The 23,370-nt window shown below is 36.5% G+C and carries 26 protein-coding genes and 1 riboswitch; of the genes, 25 read left to right on the top strand and 1 reads right to left on the bottom strand.

The genetic code is table 11. The annotated features are described in order from the left end of the window. The first annotated feature begins 38 nt into the window (after nucleotides 1–38). The 3 genes from rsmD to KH109_RS02820 are packed head-to-tail and all read left to right on the top strand — an operon-like array spanning nucleotide 39 to nucleotide 1,565. Nucleotides 39–590, top strand: coding sequence for a 16S rRNA (guanine(966)-N(2))-methyltransferase RsmD (gene rsmD / locus KH109_RS02830; RefSeq protein ID WP_060924657.1), 552 nt, complete (start codon nucleotides 39–41; stop codon nucleotides 588–590). Nucleotides 591–594: 4 nt separating this feature from the next. Next, nucleotides 595–1,086 (top strand): pantetheine-phosphate adenylyltransferase, encoded by a 492-nt coding sequence (coaD, locus tag KH109_RS02825; protein ID WP_024066177.1) that lies wholly within the window; start codon nucleotides 595–597, stop codon nucleotides 1,084–1,086. Nucleotides 1,087–1,097: 11 nt separating this feature from the next. Beyond that, on the top strand, nucleotides 1,098–1,565 hold the full coding sequence (locus KH109_RS02820) for a hypothetical protein (protein ID WP_005386756.1): 468 nt from the start codon (nucleotides 1,098–1,100) through the stop codon (nucleotides 1,563–1,565). A gap of 41 nt (nucleotides 1,566–1,606) precedes the next feature. On the opposite strand, the gene KH109_RS02815 is transcribed toward KH109_RS02820, so the two are convergent. Continuing rightward, the gene (locus KH109_RS02815; RefSeq protein ID WP_295215536.1) at nucleotides 1,607–3,322 is read right to left on the bottom strand and encodes an NFACT family protein; all 1,716 of its coding nucleotides are present in this window, start codon (nucleotides 3,320–3,322) and stop codon (nucleotides 1,607–1,609) included. A 127-nt stretch (nucleotides 3,323–3,449) separates the two neighbouring features. Here KH109_RS02815 and KH109_RS02810 point away from each other — a divergent pair, with 127 nt between their 5' ends. From KH109_RS02810 to KH109_RS02705, 22 genes are all read left to right on the top strand, one after another. Continuing rightward, entirely contained in the window at nucleotides 3,450–4,331 is an 882-nt protein-coding gene (locus KH109_RS02810; RefSeq protein ID WP_295215533.1) for a YicC/YloC family endoribonuclease, read from the top strand. Between the two features lie 14 nt (nucleotides 4,332–4,345). Continuing rightward, the gene (remA, locus tag KH109_RS02805; RefSeq protein ID WP_005386753.1) at nucleotides 4,346–4,615 is read left to right on the top strand and encodes an extracellular matrix/biofilm regulator RemA; all 270 of its coding nucleotides are present in this window, start codon (nucleotides 4,346–4,348) and stop codon (nucleotides 4,613–4,615) included. 8 nt (nucleotides 4,616–4,623) lie between these two features. Then, nucleotides 4,624–5,253, top strand: coding sequence for a guanylate kinase (gene gmk, locus KH109_RS02800; protein ID WP_060924654.1), 630 nt, complete (start codon nucleotides 4,624–4,626; stop codon nucleotides 5,251–5,253). A gap of 4 nt (nucleotides 5,254–5,257) precedes the next feature. Next, entirely contained in the window at nucleotides 5,258–5,473 is a 216-nt protein-coding gene (gene rpoZ / locus KH109_RS02795) for a DNA-directed RNA polymerase subunit omega (RefSeq protein WP_060924653.1), read from the top strand. Between the two features lie 53 nt (nucleotides 5,474–5,526). Next, on the top strand, nucleotides 5,527–6,720 hold the full coding sequence (coaBC, locus tag KH109_RS02790) for a bifunctional phosphopantothenoylcysteine decarboxylase/phosphopantothenate--cysteine ligase CoaBC (RefSeq protein ID WP_295215530.1): 1,194 nt from the start codon (nucleotides 5,527–5,529) through the stop codon (nucleotides 6,718–6,720). 101 nt (nucleotides 6,721–6,821) lie between these two features. Beyond that, nucleotides 6,822–6,922: riboswitch (SAM riboswitch) on the top strand. Between the two features lie 49 nt (nucleotides 6,923–6,971). Continuing rightward, nucleotides 6,972–8,162, top strand: coding sequence for a methionine adenosyltransferase (gene metK / locus KH109_RS02785; protein ID WP_060924651.1), 1,191 nt, complete (start codon nucleotides 6,972–6,974; stop codon nucleotides 8,160–8,162). Between the two features lie 62 nt (nucleotides 8,163–8,224). Beyond that, the gene (gene priA / locus KH109_RS02780; protein WP_295215527.1) at nucleotides 8,225–10,408 is read left to right on the top strand and encodes a primosomal protein N'; all 2,184 of its coding nucleotides are present in this window, start codon (nucleotides 8,225–8,227) and stop codon (nucleotides 10,406–10,408) included. Nucleotides 10,409–10,421: 13 nt separating this feature from the next. Further along, nucleotides 10,422–10,910, top strand: a complete 489-nt coding sequence (gene def / locus KH109_RS02775) for a peptide deformylase (protein WP_295215525.1) — start codon at nucleotides 10,422–10,424, stop codon at nucleotides 10,908–10,910. Next, complete coding sequence (gene fmt, locus KH109_RS02770; protein WP_295215524.1) at nucleotides 10,903–11,913, top strand: methionyl-tRNA formyltransferase; 1,011 nt, start codon at nucleotides 10,903–10,905, stop codon at nucleotides 11,911–11,913. The genes def and fmt overlap by 8 nt, the downstream gene beginning before the upstream one ends. Further along, a complete protein-coding gene (locus tag KH109_RS02765) occupies nucleotides 11,897–12,679 on the top strand; it encodes a DUF116 domain-containing protein (RefSeq protein WP_363158456.1) in 783 nt (260 codons plus the stop codon). Before fmt ends, KH109_RS02765 begins: the two co-directional genes overlap by 17 nt. Then, nucleotides 12,672–14,027, top strand: a complete 1,356-nt coding sequence (rsmB, locus tag KH109_RS02760) for a 16S rRNA (cytosine(967)-C(5))-methyltransferase RsmB (RefSeq protein ID WP_295215519.1) — start codon at nucleotides 12,672–12,674, stop codon at nucleotides 14,025–14,027. Before KH109_RS02765 ends, rsmB begins: the two co-directional genes overlap by 8 nt. An 18-nt stretch (nucleotides 14,028–14,045) precedes the next feature. Beyond that, nucleotides 14,046–15,092 carry a 23S rRNA (adenine(2503)-C(2))-methyltransferase RlmN gene (rlmN, locus tag KH109_RS02755; RefSeq protein ID WP_295215517.1) on the top strand — a complete coding sequence of 349 codons (1,047 nt, stop codon included), beginning with the start codon at nucleotides 14,046–14,048 and terminating at the stop codon, nucleotides 15,090–15,092. Then, nucleotides 15,085–15,786, top strand: a complete 702-nt coding sequence (locus KH109_RS02750; RefSeq protein WP_295215516.1) for a Stp1/IreP family PP2C-type Ser/Thr phosphatase — start codon at nucleotides 15,085–15,087, stop codon at nucleotides 15,784–15,786. Before rlmN ends, KH109_RS02750 begins: the two co-directional genes overlap by 8 nt. Nucleotides 15,787–15,813: 27 nt before the next feature. Next, nucleotides 15,814–17,739: a Stk1 family PASTA domain-containing Ser/Thr kinase gene (gene pknB / locus KH109_RS02745; protein WP_295215738.1), complete on the top strand. Its 1,926-nt coding sequence runs from the start codon at nucleotides 15,814–15,816 to the stop codon at nucleotides 17,737–17,739. 7 nt (nucleotides 17,740–17,746) lie between these two features. Continuing rightward, nucleotides 17,747–18,610 (top strand): ribosome small subunit-dependent GTPase A, encoded by an 864-nt coding sequence (gene rsgA, locus KH109_RS02740; RefSeq protein ID WP_156719083.1) that lies wholly within the window; start codon nucleotides 17,747–17,749, stop codon nucleotides 18,608–18,610. A 1-nt stretch (nucleotide 18,611) separates the two neighbouring features. Continuing rightward, nucleotides 18,612–19,262, top strand: a complete 651-nt coding sequence (rpe, locus tag KH109_RS02735; RefSeq protein ID WP_156719084.1) for a ribulose-phosphate 3-epimerase — start codon at nucleotides 18,612–18,614, stop codon at nucleotides 19,260–19,262. Between the two features lie 248 nt (nucleotides 19,263–19,510). Continuing rightward, nucleotides 19,511–20,224, top strand: coding sequence for a 30S ribosomal protein S2 (gene rpsB / locus KH109_RS02730; RefSeq protein ID WP_060924643.1), 714 nt, complete (start codon nucleotides 19,511–19,513; stop codon nucleotides 20,222–20,224). A 114-nt stretch (nucleotides 20,225–20,338) separates the two neighbouring features. Next, nucleotides 20,339–21,019 (top strand): translation elongation factor Ts, encoded by a 681-nt coding sequence (gene tsf / locus KH109_RS02725; protein WP_270524306.1) that lies wholly within the window; start codon nucleotides 20,339–20,341, stop codon nucleotides 21,017–21,019. A gap of 62 nt (nucleotides 21,020–21,081) precedes the next feature. Continuing rightward, nucleotides 21,082–21,807 (top strand): UMP kinase, encoded by a 726-nt coding sequence (gene pyrH, locus KH109_RS02720; RefSeq protein ID WP_024066541.1) that lies wholly within the window; start codon nucleotides 21,082–21,084, stop codon nucleotides 21,805–21,807. Nucleotides 21,808–21,812: 5 nt separating this feature from the next. Continuing rightward, the gene (frr, locus tag KH109_RS02715) at nucleotides 21,813–22,373 is read left to right on the top strand and encodes a ribosome recycling factor (protein ID WP_295215506.1); all 561 of its coding nucleotides are present in this window, start codon (nucleotides 21,813–21,815) and stop codon (nucleotides 22,371–22,373) included. After that, complete coding sequence (locus KH109_RS02710) at nucleotides 22,373–22,624, top strand: hypothetical protein (RefSeq protein ID WP_105085568.1); 252 nt, start codon at nucleotides 22,373–22,375, stop codon at nucleotides 22,622–22,624. The genes frr and KH109_RS02710 overlap by 1 nt, the downstream gene beginning before the upstream one ends. Further along, nucleotides 22,605–23,369, top strand: coding sequence for an isoprenyl transferase (locus KH109_RS02705; RefSeq protein ID WP_295215503.1), 765 nt, complete (start codon nucleotides 22,605–22,607; stop codon nucleotides 23,367–23,369). The genes KH109_RS02710 and KH109_RS02705 overlap by 20 nt, the downstream gene beginning before the upstream one ends. The last annotated feature ends 1 nt before the right edge of the window (nucleotide 23,370 follow it).

Here is a 23,370-nt window from a genome sequence, read left to right as displayed (position 1 = left end):
TATACTATAATTAATGAGTATAATCTTGTGAGGGTTGTATGCGAATTATTGGCGGAACTGCAAAGGGACATACTATAAAAGCACCTAAAGGGGTAGATACTAGACCTACACTTGATCGTGTTCGTGAAAGTGTGTTTAATGTATTATCTAATAGAGGTATATTTGGTACTCATGTATTAGATATATTTTCAGGTACAGGTGCAGTAGCTATTGAAGCCTTAAGTCGTGGTGCAGCACATGCAGTAGCGGTAGACTTTAAAACAGGAAAATTGATTTTGGAGAATGCCAAACATTGTCATGTGGAAGATCGGTTAGAAATCATTCCGAGGAAACTTTCACAATTAAAAAATTATATAATGGGACGACAGTTCGATTATATTTTTTCTGATCCACCATATGAAAATGGATTTATACAAGAAACCATAGATATGGTTGTAGACTGTGATTTATTAAAGCCCGAAGGTGTTTTATTACTAGAGCACCATAAGGACGAGGCATTTACCTTGCCTGAATCATGGAAATGTATAAAAGAACAGAAATTTGGTTATACGATGGTTTCCTATTTTGTAAACACTGCTGAAAGGAGCTAAACCTGTGCGTATAGGTGTGTGTCCGGGTAGTTTTGACCCAGTAACAAATGGACATGTTGATATTTTTGAACGAGGCAGTCGATTAGTTGATAAATTAATCATTGCTGTCAGCTCTAACCCAAATAAAAATTCTCTATTTACCATGGAAGAACGGGTTGAGATGATTCAAAATTCTGTCAAACATATTCCTAATGTTGAAATTGATTGTACAGGTGGTCTACTTAACCAGTATGTTAAATCTAAGAATGCCACTATAATCATTCGAGGATTGCGAGCTTTAAGTGACTTTGAATATGAATTTCAACGTGCGTTGTTTGCAAAATATTTGGATGATGATATTGAAACTGTATTTATTATGACAAATAACAAATACTCTTTCGTCAGCTCCACAGGTATTCGTGAACTTGCAAAATTTGGCGGTAAGCTAGATGGTTTAGTTCCGGATGATGTTAAGGAAAAACTTGAAGAACGCTTTAATACGGTCCATAATAAATAGGGGTGAAATGTATGAAAACAGAAAAATTATTAGAAGATTTAGAGGTTCTTATTGAATCTAGCAGCCGTATTCCTATGACTACAAAACGTATGGTTGAGGAAGACGAAATTATGCGTATTATTGATTCTATTCAAGAGTCTTTACCATTGGAACTTGAAGAGTCTCGTCGTATTGTAGCAGATAAAGATAAAGTACTAGCTGATGCTCAACGTCAAGCTGAAACTTTGATTGATCAAGCTAAAGACTACATTGCTAAATTAACTGCTGAAAGTGAACTAGTTAAACAAGCTCAAGAACAAGCTAATCAAATTATCAATGCAGCTAACCAATCCTCTGAGGAATTGAAATCCAGCTCCATCCAATATGCTGGTGATGTTCTTAAATATGTGGAAAACAATTTAGAAAAAACATTGGAAAGCTTACGTCAAAATCGTGAAAGTTTGAAACAAACTGAACAACGTACAGAAGAAAACCAATAATATTATAAGAAAAGAAGCGAAGGATTTCCTTCGCTTCTTTTTTATTCATTATAATTATCAGGCTTTTTAGGCTCAACGATCATTGTTTGATGAGTGCTAAAAATAACAAAACCAAGTGGAGACCCAGGTGGCTTTTTTATATTTTTAATGTATGTATAATCTACAGGTACTTTGCTGGTTTCACGTGCCTTACTAAAGTAGGCTGCGTATTGAGCGACTTTAGATAGAATCATATCATCAGGCTCTACATTAAGTCTTAATATGAGATGGGAACCTTGAATATCTTGTGTATGGAACCAAATATCTGTTGGTTTGGCAAATCGATGAGTCAAATATTCATTTTGTTGATTGTTACGGCCAATAAATATTTCACCTTCATCAATGGTTAAATGAATGTAATTTGATTTACCTAATTTATATGATAATGGCTTCTTCGATTTTTTAATAATGCCTGCATCCATACATTCTTTACGAATTTCTTCTAAGCTTTCACGGGTAGTGGCTAATGAAATACTATATAAAATTGATTTGAGATATTCAAGTTTTGTAGTACTAGCATTAAGTTGATATTCACCACTGACCATACGATTTTTTAATTTAGTATAGAGCTTATAATACCATTGACCGTTTTCTACAATTGTAAGATTTGGCTTTAGAGGAATTGTTAATAATTCTCCATCTTCAGAAAGAAGATTTGGTAATTGGATAGAAGGTTCATATTGAACTTGTAAGTGAGCATTAATCATTAAGATATCACCATATAGTTTATATGTATCCATTTTATTGGTGTCATCTAATTCATCTTTAATCTTTTGATGACGACCTTCTTCTTTTTTTATGGCTGCTGTTAAGATCTTTTCTAGTTCTTTATCTGCAGTGTGAATGGATTTTGTATTATGAATCGATTCTTCTAAGGCTTCTGAAATCGTACTATATTCTTTAAGGACTTTATAATTTTGTAGGATAAAAGTGGCATGTGCTTTTTTATTATTATCATTAATTAAAGTAAGCAAACCATTACTTTCATTGAGCTTAATTTTTAACTCATATAACGCCTTAGCTAAGGCATCAACTTGTGTGGGAATTAAGTCACTTATGATTTCATTACCACTAAGATCTGAAGTTAATAATACTTCATCCAATAAAGGTTTACCAAAACCGTTAAAGATGGCACGTATAGATTGTTGTACAGTGCCATCACCGAAGGAGGTAAGTAAATTTTTGATTTCATTATAATCAAAATCCATTAAACTCACACGATTAGCATTAGGTGGTAATTCATAGTATAGTTTAGGACTTATAGAACGTTCACGATTCATTAAAGGCGATACATGAATTAATGATTCTAGAATAACTCCATCTTGAACAAAGATACAGTTTGAATACTTGCCCATTAGTTCCACATATATAAATGTACTCGTAATAGAACCATCCATTTCAAGCTTATCCGTTTGGATACACATGATTCGATCACCATTGATTTGTTCAACCTTTACAATACGGCTACCCTCAATATGTTTACGAAGAAACATACATAGTGAACTAGGTTCCTTTGGTAAATCTTGAAGAGGTTTGCTGAGATACATTGCGGGGGTTGCACCAACAGTGATGACTAGGCTTTGATCTTCGTTAAGTGCACGAATTTTAAATAGTAATGTAGTTTTATCTATTTGATATAATTTTTGTATTTGACCTGTTTGTAATCGCTCATTTAGTTCTTTAGCGAGAACAGACATGGTAAGTCCGTCTAAATTCATGGTACTCCTTTCAATTCTATTTAGAAGTATAGTTTAGTATAACATAATGTACATATAATTCTTAGTATTTAAACACGGAATGTATAATTCGTGGTACAATAATAAAAACTGCTAAGGAGGATATCATATGAAAAGTATGACCGGTTTTGGTTCTGGTACGGCAACCAAAGATGGCATTACCTGTACGGTAGAAATTAAGACTGTAAATGCACGATTTTTGGATTTATTTATACGTAGTCCAAAGCAAATAAACCCTTTTGAAAGTATTATTCGCGGGTTAGTACAAGATCGAATTACTCGTGGTAAAGTTGAAGTATCTGTTTCTATTCAGGATGCAGGGGAAAGACCTAAAACTTTTACAATAAATAGTGTATTGAGAAAGCAGATACAAGAATTGCTTGTTCGAGAAGAGTTTTATGATGACCCTAAAAAGGTGCCTTTACAAGCGGTCAATTCCATTTCTAATGAATGGATACAACAACAAGATACTCCGATTGCAGAAGATGTGCTTTCAGAAATAGTACAAGAATCTACAAACCAAGCACTAGATGCCTTAATAACAATGCGTACTGTAGAAGGTAAACATATTGAACAAGATTTATTGTCTCGTATCACTACTTTAGAAAATATAATCAAGAGTATTGATGAGAATAAGGCCGGCGCTGTAGATGCGTATCGTGAGCATATAAAGGGAAAAATTCAAGAATATTTAGTGTCTTTAGAGGCAAGTATCAGTGAAGATCGTTTTTTGCAAGAAATTGCTTTATTGGCTGATAAGACTGATATTACGGAAGAGATTGTCCGATTTACCTCACATGTGGTACAATTAAAAAACACACTTGTAGATGAGAATTCCATCGGTCGTAAGGTGGATTTTATTTTGCAAGAAATGAATCGTGAAGTGAATACAATTGGTTCCAAAGCTATGGATTCAAGTATTACAGAGTTTGTGGTTCAGCTAAAATGTGAGTTAGAGAAAATTAGAGAACAAGTACAGAATGTAGAGTAATAGGAGGTCCATAAATGAGTATTCAGTTATTGAATATAGGCTTTGGTAATATGGTATCTGCTAACCGTGTTATGGCTATTATTAGTCCCGAATCTGCACCGATAAAACGTATGGTTCAAGATGCGCGTGACAAGGGCCTACTCATTGATGCTACATATGGTCGTAAGACTCGTGCTGTATTAGTTATGGATAGTGGTCAAATTGTATTATCTGCAATTCAACCAGAAACCGTAGCACATCGACTTGTGCAATATGATGTAGACGAAGATACAGTAGAATCATAGGAGTACATATGTCAGACAGAGGATTATTAATCGTTATATCCGGGCCATCTGGCGCAGGTAAAGGTACGATTTGTGCGAATATTCGAAAAGAAATGCCTAATTTAGTATATTCTGTTTCAATGACCACACGGGCACCTCGTGTTGGTGAAGTAGAAGGGGTTAATTACTTCTTTCGCTCGAAACAAGAATTTGAAACTCTATTAAGTGAAGATGCATTTTTAGAATATGCAAAAGTATATGATAATTACTACGGTACACCGAAGCAACATGTAATGGATTTATTGGATGATGGTAAAAGTGTACTGTTAGAAATTGATATTCAAGGTGCTATGCAAGTTAAAGAACGTTTTAGTGATGCTGTATTTATTTATATAGTACCACCGTCATTAACTGAGTTATCTGAGCGATTACATAATCGCGGTACAGATGCGAAAGAAGTTATTGATAAACGGTTGTCATTAGCCTGTTCTGAATTGGCATTAGCCCATCGATATGACTATATAGTTGTAAATGATGATCTCGGAGAGGCATCTGAGAAGGTTGCATCTATCTTACGAGCTGAATCCTGTAAGATTAGTCGCAATAAAGAGCAAATTCAATTTATTTATAAACAGTATCAAGAGTCTAAGGAGAAGTGATAGTATGATGGTAAAACCTCCATTGAAAAAATTGGAAAATCAAGTAGATAGTAAATATACTTTGGTAACATTGGCAGCTAAACGTGCTCGTGAACTAACAGATGGCGAACCATGCTTAGCTGAATCTACACATGCAACTGACAAGCCGGTTTCCTTGGCATTCTATGAAATTGCCGAAGGTGAAGTGACTTATAAACGCACTAAAGAAGGCATTAAATAAGAAAAACGATTCCTTGTATCATTGATACAAGGAATTTTTAAAAGGAGAAGAAAATGCGAGGAAAACATATCATTGTCGCTGTATCTGCAGGTATTGCTGCGTATAAGGCAATTGAAGTAGTTAGCAGACTTCGTAAAAAAGGTGCTGAAGTGAAGGTGGTTATGACTCAAAACTCCACTCATATAGCTTCACCTCTTACATTTGGTGAAATTAGTGGACATCCTGTAGCTATCGACATGTTTGAACAAGTACATCAATGGGATGTGGAGCATATTGCATTAGCTACATGGGCAGATGCATATGTGGTTGTTCCAGCTACGGCAAATGTAATTGGTAAAATATATGCCGGTATTGCAGATGATATGCTAACAACAACAATAATGGCTACTAAGGCTCCAAAATATCTTTGTCCTGCTATGAATACAGAAATGTATAACAATCCGATTACTCAACGTAATTTGGAAGGTTTACGTTCTCTTGGCTACCATATTATGGAACCTGCTGAAGGATGGCTTGCTTGTGGGGTTACCGGTATGGGGCGCTTACCAGAGCCCGAAGCCATTGTAGATTGGCTTGAATCACAGATGTGCAAATCTAATGAACTTGAAGGTACTACAGTACTTGTTACAGCAGGTGGTACGCAAGAAAATATCGATCCTGTTCGTTATATTGGTAATCGTTCTAGCGGTAAGATGGGGTATGCTATTGCGGAACAAGCTGTTCGTATGGGAGCCAATGTGATTTTGGTAAGTGCTCCTACATCGTTACCTGTCCCAAGTGGTGTAGAGTTTGTTCCTGTAGATTCTGCTTTATCTATGCAACATGCTGTTGAATCTCGATATGATGAGGTAGATGTTGTTATTATGGCGGCTGCTGTATCTGATTTTAGAGTCCTTCACAAGGCAGAACAAAAAATAAAGAAAATGGAGTCCATGACTTTAGAACTTGTTAAAAATCCAGATATTCTACAAGGTTTAGGTGCTAAAAAGAATCATCAAATTCTTGTAGGTTTTGCAGCAGAAACTGAGCATGTTATTAAATACGGTCAAGATAAGGTTACTAGAAAAAATTTAGATATGCTTGTAGCAAACGATGTTAGTAAATCTAATGCAGGCTTTAATGTAGATACAAATGAAGGATACTTCTTATATCCTCATAAAGATCCTAAAGAAATGCCTAATATGAAAAAATCTGAATTGGCCCATAATATTATGAAAGAAGTTGTAGAATTGGTAAAAAATAAATAACACGATACATGAGAGAATCTTATGTTTGTAGTTTGTAATTGATAGAAAGATATGTAATAATGACTTGCTTTATCAATGTAAATACACTATAATATTTCTGTAACTCATCAAGAGTAGTGGAGGGATAGGCCCTATGAAGCTACAGCAACCATTCCAAGAGGAAAAGGTGCTAATTCCTATGACAAATGTCGTTAGATGGGAGGGTCTCTCATGAGTACATGAGAGGCTTTTTTTCGTATTAGGAGGATAAAATGGCTGAAAAACATATGTTTTTTACTTCTGAATCTGTTACTGAAGGCCATCCAGATAAAATAGCTGACCAAATTTCTGATGCTGTTTTGGATGCGATTATTGAAAAGGATCCAACTGCTCGTGTAGCTTGTGAAACTTTAGTTACTACTGGTCTAGTTCATGTAGTAGGTGAAATTTCTACTAATACATATGTAGATATTCCTCGCATCGTACGTGATACAGTTCGTGAAATTGGTTATACACGTGCAAAATTTGGCTTTGACTGCGACACTTGCGGTGTACTTGTTTCTATTGATGAACAATCTGCTGATATTGCGATGGGCGTAGATGAAGCTCTTGAATCTAAAGATGGTAATGGTGAAGCACTAGATAAAATCGGTGCTGGTGACCAAGGTATGATGTTTGGTTATGCATCTAATGAAACACCTGAACTTATGCCTATGCCTATTTCTTTGGCTCATCGTTTATCTCGTCGTCTTACAGAAGTTCGTAAAGATGGCACTTTAACATATCTTCGTCCAGATGGTAAAACTCAAGTTACTGTTGAATATGTTGATGGTAAACCAAAACGTATTGATACAATTGTTATCTCTACACAACATAGCCCTGAAGTTACGCAAGAACAAATTAAAGCAGACTTGAAACGCTTTGTTATCGATGCAGCATTGCCTGCTGAATTTGTTGATGAAAATACAAAATATTTCATTAACCCAACTGGCCGTTTCGTAATCGGTGGTCCTCATGGTGATGCTGGCTTGACTGGCCGCAAAATTATCGTAGATACTTACGGCGGTATGGCTCGTCATGGTGGCGGTGCTTTCTCTGGTAAGGATCCATCTAAGGTTGACCGCTCTGCAGCATATGCAGCTCGTTATGTAGCTAAAAATGTTGTAGCAGCAGGCCTTGCTGATAAGTGTGAAGTACAAGTTGCTTACGCTATTGGTGTTGCACATCCTGTATCCGTTTTAGTTGATACTTTTGGTACAGGTCGCATTGAGGAAACTAAAATTCAAGAACTTATTAAGAAACATTTCGACCTTCGTCCAGCAGGTATTATTGAAATGCTTGATTTGTTAAAACCTCATTATCGCAAAACTGCAGCATATGGTCACTTTGGTAGAACTGATGTAGATTTACCTTGGGAGCGTACTGACAAAGCAGCAATTTTAAAAGCTGAAGCTGGCTTATAATACAAAAGGTCTTAGTAGAATTTCTACTGAGACCTTTTATAGTAAATGAAAGGATATAATGTATGCGTGTCGCAAAAGTTATCATCAATAGACCTGCTAAACAACTTCATAAACCGTTAAGCTACTTAATGCCTGAAAAGTTTGGTAATGTCTTACCTGGTACACGTGTACTTATTCCTTTAGGCAATAGTCGCGAAGAGGGAATTCTGATTGGCTATGAAGATTTAAGCGAGCCCCCTGAGTTCACATTGCGAAATATTGTTCAAGTATTAGACAATGAACCTTGGTTCACACCTGAAATGATGGATACTGCTCGTCGTTTAAATGAATATTATTTATTCTCCTATGGCGATGCATTGCGTTTATTTACTGTTAATAAAACTCTAAAATCTTATGAGGCGCCTAAGGAAGAATGGCTTGTGGTTACACCTGCTTTTACGGTAGAACAATTTAGTGAACGAAAAAAGAAACAACGAGAGTTGGCAAAATATTTACTTGAAGTAGGGGGCGCATCAAAAGCTTTATTATTAGCTAAAGGCTTTTCACGTATGGTCATTAAACAAGTGAGTGAAGCTAAGGGGATTACTATTGAATCTAGATTTAAAGCGACAAATACTACCTTTGATGAACTGTTTACAGCAGAAGTCAATATACCACTAACTGATGCACAACAAGCCGTGTATGAACCGATACAAGAAGCGATGAATACACATCACCATAAAACCTTTTTGTTACATGGTGTAACGGGTAGCGGAAAAACTCAACTATATTTAAAAGCTACAGCAAAATGCATTAGTCAAGATAAGACTGCTATTATTCTAGTTCCAGAAATTATTTTGACAGATCAGATAGTGCGTCGTTTTGTAGAAACCTTTGGTGATGAAGTTGTAGTATTTCATAGTAAGTTAACAGTTCAACAACGCAATAATAACTGGGAGCGTTTGCGTCGCAAGGATAGTCATATTATCATTGGTGCACGATCAGCAGTATTTGCTCCAGCTGAGGACATTGGACTTATCGTAGTAGATGAAGAGCATGATACTTCTTATAAGCAAGAGGACATGGTTCGTTACCATGCTAGAAATGTTGCTTTATGGCGTGGGGAAGCACATGGTTGTCCTGTAATACTAGGTTCTGCAACACCATCTGTAACCTCCTATTACAAAGCTAAGCAAGGGGAGTATCAGTTGCTTGAATTACCACATCGTATTTTTGAACAACCAATGCCAAAAGTAACTATTGTGGACATGAAGGAAGAAATTCTTCATGGCAACTATTCTGTTTTTTCTGATGCTATGAGTAGCTTAATTCAAAAAACATTGAATGAACATAACCAAATGATTATTCTATTGAACAGACGTGGTTATAGTACCTTTGTAATGTGTCGCGATTGCGGGGAAACTATTATGTGTCCTCATTGTGATGTAGCTATGGTATATCACCAAGCAGGTGAAGAATTACGGTGTCATTATTGTGAACATCATGAACCGATTCCTACGGTCTGTCCAAAGTGTAATAGTCAACGTATTAAATTCTTTGGATCAGGTACACAAAAGGTAGAGGAAGAGTTGCGACGTCATTTTAAATCGGCTCGTATTGCCCGCCTTGATCAAGACGTAACTAAAAATAAACAATTAGCAGAAGATATTTTACATGATTTTGGGACTCATAAATATGACATCTTACTGGGAACACAAATGGTGTCAAAAGGTCATGACTTTAAAGATGTAACAGCTGTCGGTATTTTAACGGCTGATTCAGTTTTAAATATTCCTGTATATTCCGCATCTGAAAGAACTTTTGATTTACTCACACAAACATCTGGCAGGGCTGGTCGTGGTGATAAACCGGGCAGTGTAGTAATACAAACATATAATCCGTTAAATTATGCTATAATAAAGAGTAAGGCTCATGATTATGTAGGCTTTTACAACGAAGAAATTCAAAATCGTAAAGCATTAGGATATCCTCCGTTTAGAGAGATGATTCACATGGTAGTGCGTCATCAAAATATGGAGACCTTAGAGGCCATAGCTAATCGTATTGTAAGCGATTTAGAGGTCCATAAAGGTGATACCGATATTCTCATTAATGGACCTTATGAAGCAAGTATCAAAAAAGTACGGGATATGTATCGTTTAGCGATTATGATTCGAGGTACTGACTTATCAAATTTAAAAGAATATATATATAATTCATGGATCTTCACACAAGAAGGACTTTTGATTGATGTAGATCCTGTTTAGTATAGGAGTATAAATGGCAGTATTAGATGTTGTGAAAGCAGGTCACCCCATTTTAAAACAAATTGCGGAACCTGTAGAACATGTTAATAAAAAACTTAGAGCCCTTATCGATGATATGGCGGAAACAATGTATGAGACTGAGGGCGTTGGACTTGCTGCACCTCAAGTAGCGGTGTCAAAACGAATTATCGTCGTAGATGATCATGCCGGTAGTGGTCTCATTGCATTGATTAATCCTGAAATTACGCATGCTGAGGGATCTCAAGTGGGACCAGAGGGTTGTTTAAGTGTACCAGGGTATTTTGGCGATGTGGAAAGATTCGATAAAATTACTGTTAAAGGTATAGACCCTCATAATAAAAAGGTAACAATTAAAGCTGAAGGATTTTTAGCGCGTATTTTTCAACATGAGATTGATCATTTAGACGGTCATTTGTTTATTGAAAAAGCAACTAACTTACGATTGATTACTGATCACCAAGAGGAGAAAGAAATTGTCTAATCAAAAACAATTGCGTGTCGTATTTATGGGGACGCCTGACTTTTCGGTTCCTACTTTGGAAGCATTAATAAAGGCTGGACACTCTATTGTTGGTGTATACTGTCAGCCAGATAAACAAAAAGGTCGCGGTAAACAAGTTCAAATGCCACCTGTAAAAGTGGCAGCTTTAAAACATAATTTACCTGTATTCCAACCTGTTACCTTACGTGATGAACAAGTACAAGCGGAACTTGAAGCGTTACAACCTGATGTAGTAGTGGTTATTGCGTACGGTAAAATCTTACCGCCATGGCTTATTCGCTTACCTCAATATGGATGTATTAACGTCCATGCATCTATTTTACCTAAGTATAGAGGGGCTGCGCCGATTCATTATGCCATATTAAATGGGGATACTAAAACAGGTGTTACCATTATGCATATGGATGATGGTCTTGATACTGGTGACATTATCGATATCGTGGAAACCGATATCTTACCTGGTGAAACGACAGGTCAATTATTTGAACGTATGGCGGTGCTTGGTGGCGAAACGATTGTTCCCGTATTAACTCGTTGGGTTAATGGAGAAATTGTGGCTACGCCACAAGATGATACAATGGCTACACATACTGCTAAGATTACAAAGGAAATGGGGCATATAGACTGGTCTAAGTCAGCCCATGAAATTGTAAATCTTATTAGAGGTCTTAATCCAGCTCCTGGATGTTATACATATCTCGATGGAAAACGTTTAAAAGTATGGTCTGGTGAAGTGGTCCCAAGTGATACGACTCACTGTTTGATAGATATCCATGGTAAACATGTACCAATTGCTATATCAGCCACAACTATACCTGGTACAATCGTATCTAAAATAGCCGGTTTAGGTGTATATTGTGGTGATGGAAATATAATTCTATTGACAGAGGTTCAGCCAGAAAATAAAAAACGTATTTCTGCTATTGATTTTATTAATGGACATCAGATAAAGGAAGGTATCGTTTTTGGAGACTCAATATAAGCAGTACGAAACGTATCCGTTATACCTGATATTGTCATCAATTACATGTACTTTAATTACAGCAATAATCGGATTTCTAATGTATGTGTTAGAACCGGGGCTTTCACAATTACATCCTATTGCACCCATAATAAGTATAGTCGTTTTTTCTGTATGCATTTGTGTTATATGGTTATTGTGTATATCCTTGATTATTGCTAGTTTTGGTATACTACGGTTACATCCTATTGTTTTAAGGATAGCTAATCGGTTTATATATGGATTATTTCCATTATCTTTATTGATTGGCAAAGTGAGAGGGGTTACTAAGGATCAATTGCGTCAGTCTATGATTGATTTAATTAATCATCTCGTGATGCTTGATATGTATACAGTTGATCCAGAACGTATATTGTTATTAACACCTCATTGTTTACAAGAAAGTTCATGTGTTCATAAGGTTACACATGACGTATACAATTGTAAGCAATGTGGTAGATGCCAAGTTGGAAGTTTATTGCAAATTGCTAAAGAGTATGGTTGTCAATTTATAGTGGTAACAGGTGGTACATTAGCACGGATGAAGGTAAAAGAAGCACGACCAAAGGCTATTGTCGCTATTGCTTGTGAACGTGATTTAGCAAGTGGCATGGCTGATGTATTTCCCATACCTGTCATTGGCGTTTTAAATGAAAGACCTAATGGACCTTGTTGCAATACTACAGTAGATCCTCAACGTGTTCGCGCAGCAGTTGAACAATTAATTGGTAGGAAAAACGATGACTGAAGTTAAAACGAATCAACAACTAAATATTCGATTGCTCGCAGTGAAAGCTTTGAGTGATATTAATCGTAATGGTGCTTATGCCAATATCAAGTTACAAGAGTATTTACAAAAATATCATTTATCCGATTTAGATCGAAGATTTTTCACGGAGTTGGTCTATGGTGTTATCCGTAGAAAAAATTATTTAGATGCCATTATTGTTCATTTCGCGAAAAGACCATTAAAGAAATTATCGTCCATGGTTGTAGAAATCCTTAGACTTGGCATTTATCAAATTATCTATATGGATAAAGTCCCTGAAAGTGCAGCGGTCAATGAATCTGTAAAACTGGCAAAAAAGTTAACTAGAGGATTATCTGGCTTTGTAAATGCCGTATTACGTTCAGTATTACGTGAAAGTGATAGTATTTCTATTGGTGAACTTGCCAAGTCTGAGGCTGAAGAAATTTCTTTCATTTATAATCAACCTTTATGGCTTGTTGATTTATGGATGAATGAAATGGGGAAGGATAAGACTATAGATCTTTGTGCTTGGTTTAATGAACAACCTCGTTTGACAGCACGTATAAATACTGTAAAAGTATCTATTGAGGATTGTTTAAAAGAACTACGAGCTTTAGGTTGGACTGTTGAACAGGACAATGATATTCCAGAAGTAGTTTATATTGATGCACATCAAGGGCACTTGGAAAAAGCAAAACCTGTTATGGAAGGTCATATTACCTTTATGGATAAAGCCTCTATGCTCGTTGCTCATGTAGTTGATCCTAAGCCAGGCGAGCGCATATTAGATTGTTGTGCTGCACCAGGTGGCAAGTCTATGCATATGGCAAGTCTCATGAATAATACGGGTGCTATTATGAGTTGTGATATATACGATCATAAATTAGAGCTTATGAATCAAAATGCTGAACGACTTGGAGTATCCATAGTTTCAACTAAGCTACAAGACGGTCGTTATTTACCCGATAATTGGAAAGAACAATTCGATCGCGTCTTAGTAGATGCACCGTGTTCTGGACTTGGCATATTACAAAAGAAATTGGATATGCGTTGGCGTAAAACACAATCTTTACTTACTGACTTACCTCCATTACAGCTTGAAATATTAGAAAAAGCTGCTGAAATGGTCAAAGTTAATGGATATTTAGTATACTCTACTTGTACTATCAATAGTGGAGAAAATGAGGATGTACTAGAAAAATTCCTAGCAACTCATAAGAACTTTATCATTGATCCTGTATCATTTGAAGGGTTGCCACAAGCTGTAGAGGGTATGATTACAACATATCCGCCACGAGATCAGATGGATGGATTCTTTATGGCTCGTGTAAAACGCATATCATAATAATAGAAATGGAGTACCATGATAGAATTATTGGGTAAGTCTTTAGAAGAGTTACAATCTATCTTTAAGACCCATAATATACAAAAGTTTCGAGCGAAACAGTTAATAGACTATATTTATCATAGATATATATTTGATTTTGAAGAGATGACGCAGTTTCCTAAAGAGTTGCGTCAATGGTTAAGTGATAACTGTGTTATTTCTTTACCAACATTAATTACGGAGTCTGTATCTCCAGATGGGAAGACTCGTAAAATTCTTGTTGAAATGACAGATCAAAGCCGGGTAGAAGCCGTTTTAATTGAGCAACATTATGGATACTCTGTATGTGTTTCTTCTCAAGTTGGCTGTGCCATGGGCTGTGTGTTCTGCGCCTCTACACAGGGTGGTTTATATCGTGATTTAACAGTGTCTGAAATCATTGGACAAGTTGTTATTTTCGGAGCTCTTACAAAAGAGCAAATCCATTCTGTTGTAGTTATGGGGGCAGGGGAACCATTACAAAACTATGATAATGTTTTGCAGTCACTGCAACTATTACATGATCCTATGATTTGTAATATTAGTTATCGGAAGATGACTATTTCCACTTGTGGTTGGGTTCCTAATATTTATAAATTAGCTGATGAAGGTTTGCCTATAACGTTGGCTCTTTCATTACACGCTACAAATAATGAAGTGCGTCGTAGTATTATGCCAGTTGGGGCTCGTTATGAATTGACGGAAGTCTTAGATGCGGTAAAATATTATTATGATACGACTCAACGTCGTATCACCTTTGAGTATATTCTTATAGATTCAGTAAATGCATCTATGGAGGAGGCTCATGCATTGGGGAAAATCTGTAAAGATTTCCCAAATTGCCATGTTAACTTAATACCTGTTAATGGCAATGAGCATATAGAATTATATAAACCATCTATTACAAATATGAATACATTTAAAGACATCGTTGCTTCCTATGGCGTATCTGTGACGGTACGCAAAGAGATGGGCGATGCTATCCAAGCCGCATGTGGGCAATTAAAAGCAGCTCATGGTCGGAAAAAGGAGAATCATGAATAATTTTGTTGGTTTAAGTAAAATTGGACTTGTACGTCAACGCAATGAAGACCGTTTCTTTATTGATGGTAACGTTTGCGCTGTCACTGATGGCATGGGTGGATATAGTGGCGGTGAAATCGCTAGTACCTATGCTGTTGATGAAATTAAAGAGTATTTGGCCTCCCTTGAAACAGTGGGGCAACAAGATTTATGTGATGCTATTATTCATGCCAATGAACGTATAGCTAATCGCGTAGCTCATGAAGAACGTCTTGCTGGTATGGGCACTACTGCTGTTGTTACGGCCGTTAATGGTGACCAATTATACTGGGCAAGTGTTGGTGATAGTCGTTTGTATGTATATAGAGATGGTCTTTTACGACAAATTACTACAGATCATTCTATGGTACAAGAATTATTAACTGCTGGAGAGATTACAAAGGATGAAATGCTAAATCACCCTCAACGAAACTTATTGACCCGTGCAGTTGGGGTTGATAATACTTTAGAGGTTGATAGTGGTGTAGAATCTATTCTTCCAGGTGATCGTATTTTACTTTGCACTGATGGACTATGTGGTTATGTATCAGATGATGTTATTGCTAGTGCATTACAATCTAATAATGATGATATGAAGGTTGTAGAATCATTGATGGAAGCCGTATATGATGTCGGAGCAGGAGATAATGTGACCATTGTGGTGGGAACAATCTAATCTAGAAATGGAGAAATAATGAGTACTATGAATATAAAAGGTATACTTCTAGATAACCGCTACCGAATTGTTGATAAAATTGGCGTTGGCGGAATGGCTGACGTATACCTTGGAGAAGATACCTTATTAGGTAGACAAGTAGCAATTAAAGTATTGCATGCTAACTTTGCTAATGATGATGAGTTTGTTACGCGTTTTAAACGAGAAGCACAAGCGGCGGGCAAACTAAATCATCCTAATATTGTAAATATGTATGATGTAGGGTTTGATCAAGATTTACACTATATCATTATGGAATATGTAGATGGTGAAACATTAAAAGAATATATAACGCGACATGGAAGACTATCCATAGACGAGGCTGTAAAATTCACTATTGCTATCGCAGAGGGGTTAGAACACGCGCATACGATGGGAATAGTGCATTGTGATATTAAACCTCATAATGTCATTATTACTCGTACGGGGCGTGTAAAAGTAACTGACTTTGGTATTGCTCGAGCTATGAATGCTACTAATACAGTTATGTACACGAATTCAATTTTAGGCTCTGCTCACTATTTATCACCTGAACAAGCCAGTGGAAAACCAGTAGATGGTAATACTGATATCTACTCTTTAGGCGTAGTTTTATATGAAATGCTTACAGGTAGAGTTCCTTTTGAAGGGGAGACTCCAATTGCAGTAGCATTAAAACATGTACGTGAAAAAGTAGCTCCTCCAACTCGATATAATCCTTCAATCCCACCGCTTTTAGAAGCTGTCGTAATGAAGGCATTATCTAAAAACCCTACAGATCGTTTTGATTCTATTTCTGACATGATAAGTGATTTACGATTGTCTCAAGGCTTTACAATGGGTAAAACTCAACGTCATGAACCATATGATTTTGCAACTCAAATGATTCCAGCTGTTGATCCTGAAGCACTTGAGGATTTCAGTGATATTCAAGAAGAGCAAAAAGATGAGGGTAAAAAGAAGAGCATGTTAAGTAAAATAGCATCTATCCCACAAAAATATATCGTCCTAGGGGCTGCCGTAATTTTTTTAGTAGCCTTCTTAGGTGCCTTCTTGAGTTATGGTAATTTCTGGAGTAACACAACTGTAGATGTACCTAATGTTGTGGGTAAACAAGTTTCTGTAGCTAAAAATATTTTAGAAGATAAACATTTGCGTGTTTCTACAAGCGAGGTTACTAATCCTGATGTACCAGCTGGTCAAGTTATTTCTCAAACACCAGGTGCAGGAGAAAAGGTTAAAGAACAACGTACAATTCACCTTGTTGTATCTAAAGGTGTTGGTGATATTACAGTACCGGATTTGTCTGGTTTAACAGTAGACCAAGCTCGACAACGACTTAAAGATGTTGGTTTAGTTGTTGGTAAAGTAACACAACAGTCTGTAGATAATAAACCTGATGGTGTTATCATAGCTCAAAGTCCATCTGGTGACTCTAAAGTTTCTAAAGGTACAACAATTGATCTCGTTGTAAATAAAGCAAAAGCTAAAAAGATTCAAATGCCAAATGTCATTGGTATGACTTTAAAAGATGCACGAGATACATTGAGTAATGCTCATCTTGGTGTTAATCAAGTCGCTGGTTCTGTAGAGGAAAAATCTGTTGTAACAGAACAAAGCATAAAAGCTGGCGATGAAATTGATGAAGGTACTGCAGTAAATCTAACTACTGAATATAAAAATGACAAAAAGAAAGATGATAAAAAATCTGATAGCAGTAGTAATAAAACTACTGGTACGGTAGATATTACAGTGCCGGCAGGCTCTAAAAACCAAGAGCTAAAAATTGTCGTAAAAGATGATGACGGTTCTGCTGTTATTTACGATGATACAAATAAACCTGGTGATCGTATTGTTAAAAAAGTGTCTGGTGTAGGTAATGTTCGCATTGAGGTTTATCTCAATGGTGCATTAGTACAAGAAACAGCATTATAGGGGAATTATGATTACAGGTATTGTTGTCAAAAATATGAATGGTTACTTTTATGTACAAGACGATGCAAGTACTGTTCATGAATGTAAAGTTCGAGGTAGATTAAAGAAAGGTCGCTATAGTTTACTTGTCGGTGATCGTGTTACGATTTCTGAGGATGGATTCGTTGAGTCCATCCTCGATCGTCATAATTCCATGGTTAGACCTGCGGTAGCTAATATTGATCAAGTCGTATTGGTTGTAGCTGCTCATGAACCCGATATTAATGAGCTTTTACTAAATAAAATGCTTGTCATGATTGAACATGCAGATATACCGATTGTATTATGTATTAACAAATGTGATTTGATGGATCCAAATACAGAAGCCATGGTAAAGCTTTATAAATCTATCGGCTATGAAGTATTGATGACATCTACATATAATATGACAGGTATTGATGAGTTACGTCGTGTGTTAGCGCATAAGGTAACTGCCTTTGCAGGCCCTTCTGGTGTTGGTAAAAGTAGTCTATTAAATGCTGTTGATCCTAAGTTTGCATTCCAAACGGGTGAGGTTAGTGACAAAATAAAGCGCGGTAAACATACTACTCGTCATGCTTCTTTATATAGTTTGGATTCAGATTCTTTTATTATGGATACACCTGGATTTAGTGCAATTGAGTTTAACGATGTTTCATTAGAACGGTTACCTACATTATTCCCTGAATTTAGTAATTATGTTGATACATGTAAATTTAATCCTTGTTATCATGAGCATGAACCTATTTGTGGCATAAAAGATGCTTTAGATGCAGGCCATATTCATCAAGGACGATATGATGCATATATGTCTATACGTAATGACATAGAAAGTCAACGAAAGAGGTTTTAAAATGATTAAAATTGCACCATCTATGCTCTCTGCAAATTTTGCAACATTAAGCGAAGAAATAAAATCTATTGAATTAGCTGGAGCTGATTTATTGCATATTGATATTATGGATGGTCATTTTGTACCAAACCTAACATTTGGTGCACCTATCGTGAAAGCAATCCGTCCTTATACACAATTACCATTTGATGTTCACTTAATGGTTACAAATCCTGGTGACTATGTAGAAGAATTTGCAAAGATTGGTGTAGAGTATTTTACATTTCATCAAGAAACTGTGCCACATATGCATCGTTTAATCCAACATATTAAACAATGTGGCATGAAAGCAGGGGTTGCACTTAATCCAAGTACACCAGTGTCCTTGTTAGAGGATGTGGCTGCTGATCTAGACATGATTTTAATTATGTCTGTAAATCCTGGCTTTGGTGGACAATCTTTTATTCCAAATGCTATTAAAAAAGTTAAACAAGCTAAAATGCTACTAGAGGCAGTAGATAATACAACTGCAGTTATTGAAGTAGATGGTGGCATTAATGATATTACATGTGTCCCGATTAAAAGAGCAGGTGCTACTATTTTAGTAGCAGGATCTGCTGTATTTGGCGCTGATGATCGAGCACATATGATTGAATCTATTCGCAATAATTAAGATTTATATTGTATCAGCAATATAGAGTACAAGCTTTAATATAGTCTATTGATGATTCATTCATTAAATTAAAATAAGGAGTGATGGATTCTTAAAGAAATCCTCACTCCTTGCTTGCTTTTACAATAATTATTTGTTAAAATTATCAAGTATGAAAAATATGCACGTCGGTGGACTTCGGTACTGTGCCTAATTTTGGGTGACCCGAAGGATGAAGCGGCGGAGGTTAATTAACAGGAGGTGCCACAATGGCAGTAGTATCAATGAAACAATTATTAGAGGCTGGTGTACACTTTGGTCATCAGACTAGAAGATGGAACCCTAAAATGGCGAAATTCATCTTCACTGAACGCAATGGTATTTATATCATTGACTTGTCTAAAACAGTTAAAAAAGTAGAAGAAGCTTACTCTTTCTTACGCGAAGTTGCTTCCCAAGGCGAAGTAATCTTGTTCGTAGGTACTAAAAAACAAGCTCAAGAAGCTATTAAAGAAGAAGCTATCCGCGCTAACATGTTCTTCGTTAACGAACGTTGGTTGGGCGGTATGTTGACTAACTTCAAAACAATTGAAACTCGTATTAAACGTTTAAAACAATTGGAAGCTATGGCAGAAGATGGTACTTTCGAAGTATTGCCTAAAAAAGAAGTTATCGGTCTTCGTCATGAAATGGAAAAATTGGAAAAATACCTTGGCGGTATCAAAGATATGCCTAAAATGCCAGGTGCTCTTTTCGTAGTTGATCCTAAAAAAGAAAAAATCGCTATTGCAGAAGCTAAAAAATTGGGTATTCCAGTTGTTGCAACAGTTGACACTAACTGCGACCCTGATGAAGTAGAATTCCCAATCCCAGCAAATGATGACGCTATCCGTGCTGTGAAATTATTGGCTGGTAAAATGGCTGATGCTGTTCTTGAAGGTCGTCAAGGCGAATCTTTGGATGGTGCTGAAGCTGCAGAATAATTCTGCTAAGATACTTAATCATTTCTGATTAGCATTTGAAAGATAAATCTATAACATATATAATTAGGGTAAGGACTATATCCTTACCTTAATTAGTACTAGGAGGAACAAATAATGGCAATTACTGCTGCTATGGTAAAAGAATTGCGCGACATGACTGGCGCAGGTATGATGGATGCAAAAAAAGCATTGGTTGAAACTGACGGTAATATCGATAAAGCGGTTGACCTTCTTCGTGAAAAAGGTTTGGCTGCTGCAGCTAAAAAAGCTGGTCGTATTGCAGCTGAAGGCGTAGTACAATCTTACATTCATGCTGGTGGTCGTATCGGCGTTTTAGTTGAAGTTAACTGTGAAACTGACTTCGTTGCTAAAACCGATGATTTCCAAAACTTGGCACGCGATATCGCTATGCAAATCGCAGCTGTAAACCCTACATACTTGAACCGTGAAGAAGTTCCTGCTGAAGTAATCGAACACGAAAAACAAGTATTATTGGAACAAGCTAAAGCAGAAGCTGAAGAAGACGTTAAAGCAGGCCGTAAACCAAAACCTGAAGCTGTTTTGGAAAAAATGGTTAATGGCCGTATTGAAAAATTCTATAAAGAAAATTGCCTATTAGAACAAGCGTTCATTAAAGATGGTGACAAAACAGTTACAGATATCATTAATGAAAATATTGCAAAAATCGGTGAAAACATCAACGTACGTCGTTTTGTTCGCTACGGTTTGGGCGAAGGCATTGAAAAACGCCAAGATGACTTCGTAGCTGAAGTAATGGCATCTGTTGGTAAATAATTAAGAAATAATAAGAGAACACCGTACAGTGTTCTCTTATTTTGCAATAGAGGAGTAAACACATGGCAAAGAGAAACTTTAGACGTATTGTTTTGAAGTTGAGTGGTGAAGCATTAGCGGGTGAACAAGGTTTTGGTATTAACCCTGATGTTGTTGAAGAATTTGCAAAAGAAATTGCTGCTTTAGCAAAATCCACTGATTTAGAAATCGCAATTGTTGTTGGTGGCGGTAACTTGTGGAGAGGATTAGCTGGTAGTAACCAAGGTATGGATCGTGCTACAGCTGACTATATGGGTATGCTAGCAACAGTAATGAACTCCTTAGCATTGCAAGATGCATTAGAACAAGCAGGCGTAGATACTCGCGTTCAAACTGCTATCGAAATGCAAGAAATTGCAGAACCTTATATTCGTCGTCGTGCCATTCGTCACTTAGAGAAAAAACGTATCGTAATCTTCGGTGCTGGCCTTGGTAAACCATATTTCTCTACAGATACGACTGCTGCATTGCGCGCTGCTGAAATTGAAGCAGATGCAATTCTGATGGCGAAGAAATTTGCTGACGGTGTATATGATTCTGATCCTAAAACGAATCCTAATGCCGTTAAATTTGATGAATTAACATATAATGATATCATTACAAAAGAATTAAAGGTTATGGATGCAACATCCACAACTTTATGTAAAGATAACAATATTCCTATTATCGTATTTAGCATGGACATTCCAGGTAACATTACAAAAGCCGCTAAAGGTGAAGAGATTGGTACCATTGTTCGAGGAGAATAATTCAAATGGAAATTAAAGAATTGTTACAACAAGCAGAAGAACGCATGAATAAGTCTATTGAGGCTTTAAAACATGAATTCGCATCTATTCGTACAGGCCGTGCTAGTGTAGCATTGCTTGATAAAGTAATGGTTGATTATTATGGTAGCCCTGCTCCAATTAACCAAGTTGCGAATATCTCTGTACCTGAGCCTCGCATGATTGTAATTGCACCTTGGGATAAAACTATGATTGGTGCCATTGAAAAGGCAATTTTACAGTCCGATCTTGGTTTAAACCCAGGTAATGATGGTGCTCAAATTCGTTTAACTATTCCTCAATTAACTGAGGAGCGCCGTAAAGAAATCGTTAAAGTTGTTCATAAAAAAGCTGAAGATGCTAAAGTTGCAGTACGTAACATTCGTCGCGATGTAAATGATGCATTGAAAAAAGAAGAAAAAGCTAAAACAATTACTGAAGATGATGCTAAAGACGGTTTAGATCAAATCCAAAAACTTACAGATGCTAAAATTAAGCAGATTGATGAGTTAAAAGCAGTAAAAGAAAAGGACGTATTAGAAGTATAATGTTAGATTCTAATAGCCTTATTGGAATGCCATGGCAGCTTGCAAAGTCTCGTTTGCAAGCTGCCCATATTCCTTTTAAGGTAATGATTGGGGGATCCTTTAATCGCTTTTTTGATATTGCCGATAAAGGACTTTATGTAGCACGTATTACCAAGGTTGATGAGTGTTTACATATACTAGTGTATAGACCAATGATTGCCAGCGACTTCGGAAATTCTATCGAGGTAGACTATGCTAAAGAAATTATTTAACCGTAAACCATCTGATACGCCTGATATTGACAGTAATGCGATACCAAAACATGTTGCTATTATTATGGATGGCAATGGTCGTTGGGCTAAAAGAAGAGGGATGCCACGATCTATGGGGCACCGTGCAGGAGCCGATGTATTAAAGCAGATTGTTATCGGTGCAGATGAGATTGGAATTAGAGCTCTTACGGTATATGGTTTCTCCACAGAGAACTGGAAGCGTCCTGAACAGGAAGTTTCTTTACTTATGGCTCTCATAAAAGAATACTTAAACAATAATGTTAAGTATATGCATGAACATAATGTCCGCATTCGCTTTATTGGATATATTGGTGCTCTTTCAGAGGAGCTTCAAAAGATTATTCGCGATGCAGAATTATTAACTCAGAATAATACAGGCCTTACTTTACAGTTAGCTATTAACTATGGTGGGCGTGATGAAATAGTTAGGACTATCCGCAACATCACCAATTCTGTTGTAGATGGATCTATTACTACAGACGATATTACAGAAGACTATGTAAGCTCTCAATTATTTACTAAAGAGTTTAGTGATGTAGACTTATTGATTCGTCCAAGTAGTGATTTTAGAATTAGTAACTTTTTATTGTGGCAGCTAGCTTATGCTGAATTCTGGTTTACTGATTTACATTGGCCAGATTTCACTAAAGAAACATTATTAGAGGCTGTTGCAGCATATCAAAAACGGGAACGCCGATTTGGTGGCTTACGTGATGAGGAATAAA

It is taken from the genome of Veillonella sp. (genome assembly GCF_018381775.1).
Classification (GTDB): domain Bacteria; phylum Bacillota; class Negativicutes; order Veillonellales; family Veillonellaceae; genus Veillonella.
The sequence above is the reverse complement of the archived record's forward strand: the minus strand, read 5'-3'. Positions and strand labels throughout refer to the sequence as shown.

Coding starts and splice junctions, on each gene's coding strand:
- metK (WP_060924651.1), top strand. CDS start 6,972: ATGGCTGAAAAACATATGTTTTTTACTTCTGAATCTGTTACTGAAGGC.
- KH109_RS02815 (WP_295215536.1), bottom strand. CDS start 3,322: ATGAATTTAGACGGACTTACCATGTCTGTTCTCGCTAAAGAACTAAAT.
- pknB (WP_295215738.1), top strand. CDS start 15,814: ATGAATATAAAAGGTATACTTCTAGATAACCGCTACCGAATTGTTGAT.
- rsmD (WP_060924657.1), top strand. CDS start 39: ATGCGAATTATTGGCGGAACTGCAAAGGGACATACTATAAAAGCACCT.
- coaBC (WP_295215530.1), top strand. CDS start 5,527: ATGCGAGGAAAACATATCATTGTCGCTGTATCTGCAGGTATTGCTGCG.
- rlmN (WP_295215517.1), top strand. CDS start 14,046: ATGATAGAATTATTGGGTAAGTCTTTAGAAGAGTTACAATCTATCTTT.
- priA (WP_295215527.1), top strand. CDS start 8,225: ATGCGTGTCGCAAAAGTTATCATCAATAGACCTGCTAAACAACTTCAT.
- KH109_RS02820 (WP_005386756.1), top strand. CDS start 1,098: ATGAAAACAGAAAAATTATTAGAAGATTTAGAGGTTCTTATTGAATCT.
- KH109_RS02810 (WP_295215533.1), top strand. CDS start 3,450: ATGAAAAGTATGACCGGTTTTGGTTCTGGTACGGCAACCAAAGATGGC.
- KH109_RS02750 (WP_295215516.1), top strand. CDS start 15,085: ATGAATAATTTTGTTGGTTTAAGTAAAATTGGACTTGTACGTCAACGC.
- frr (WP_295215506.1), top strand. CDS start 21,813: ATGGAAATTAAAGAATTGTTACAACAAGCAGAAGAACGCATGAATAAG.
- remA (WP_005386753.1), top strand. CDS start 4,346: ATGAGTATTCAGTTATTGAATATAGGCTTTGGTAATATGGTATCTGCT.
- KH109_RS02705 (WP_295215503.1), top strand. CDS start 22,605: ATGCTAAAGAAATTATTTAACCGTAAACCATCTGATACGCCTGATATT.
- rpe (WP_156719084.1), top strand. CDS start 18,612: ATGATTAAAATTGCACCATCTATGCTCTCTGCAAATTTTGCAACATTA.
- rpsB (WP_060924643.1), top strand. CDS start 19,511: ATGGCAGTAGTATCAATGAAACAATTATTAGAGGCTGGTGTACACTTT.
- rsmB (WP_295215519.1), top strand. CDS start 12,672: ATGACTGAAGTTAAAACGAATCAACAACTAAATATTCGATTGCTCGCA.
- rsgA (WP_156719083.1), top strand. CDS start 17,747: ATGATTACAGGTATTGTTGTCAAAAATATGAATGGTTACTTTTATGTA.
- rpoZ (WP_060924653.1), top strand. CDS start 5,258: ATGATGGTAAAACCTCCATTGAAAAAATTGGAAAATCAAGTAGATAGT.
- tsf (WP_270524306.1), top strand. CDS start 20,339: ATGGCAATTACTGCTGCTATGGTAAAAGAATTGCGCGACATGACTGGC.
- def (WP_295215525.1), top strand. CDS start 10,422: ATGGCAGTATTAGATGTTGTGAAAGCAGGTCACCCCATTTTAAAACAA.
- gmk (WP_060924654.1), top strand. CDS start 4,624: ATGTCAGACAGAGGATTATTAATCGTTATATCCGGGCCATCTGGCGCA.
- KH109_RS02710 (WP_105085568.1), top strand. CDS start 22,373: ATGTTAGATTCTAATAGCCTTATTGGAATGCCATGGCAGCTTGCAAAG.
- pyrH (WP_024066541.1), top strand. CDS start 21,082: ATGGCAAAGAGAAACTTTAGACGTATTGTTTTGAAGTTGAGTGGTGAA.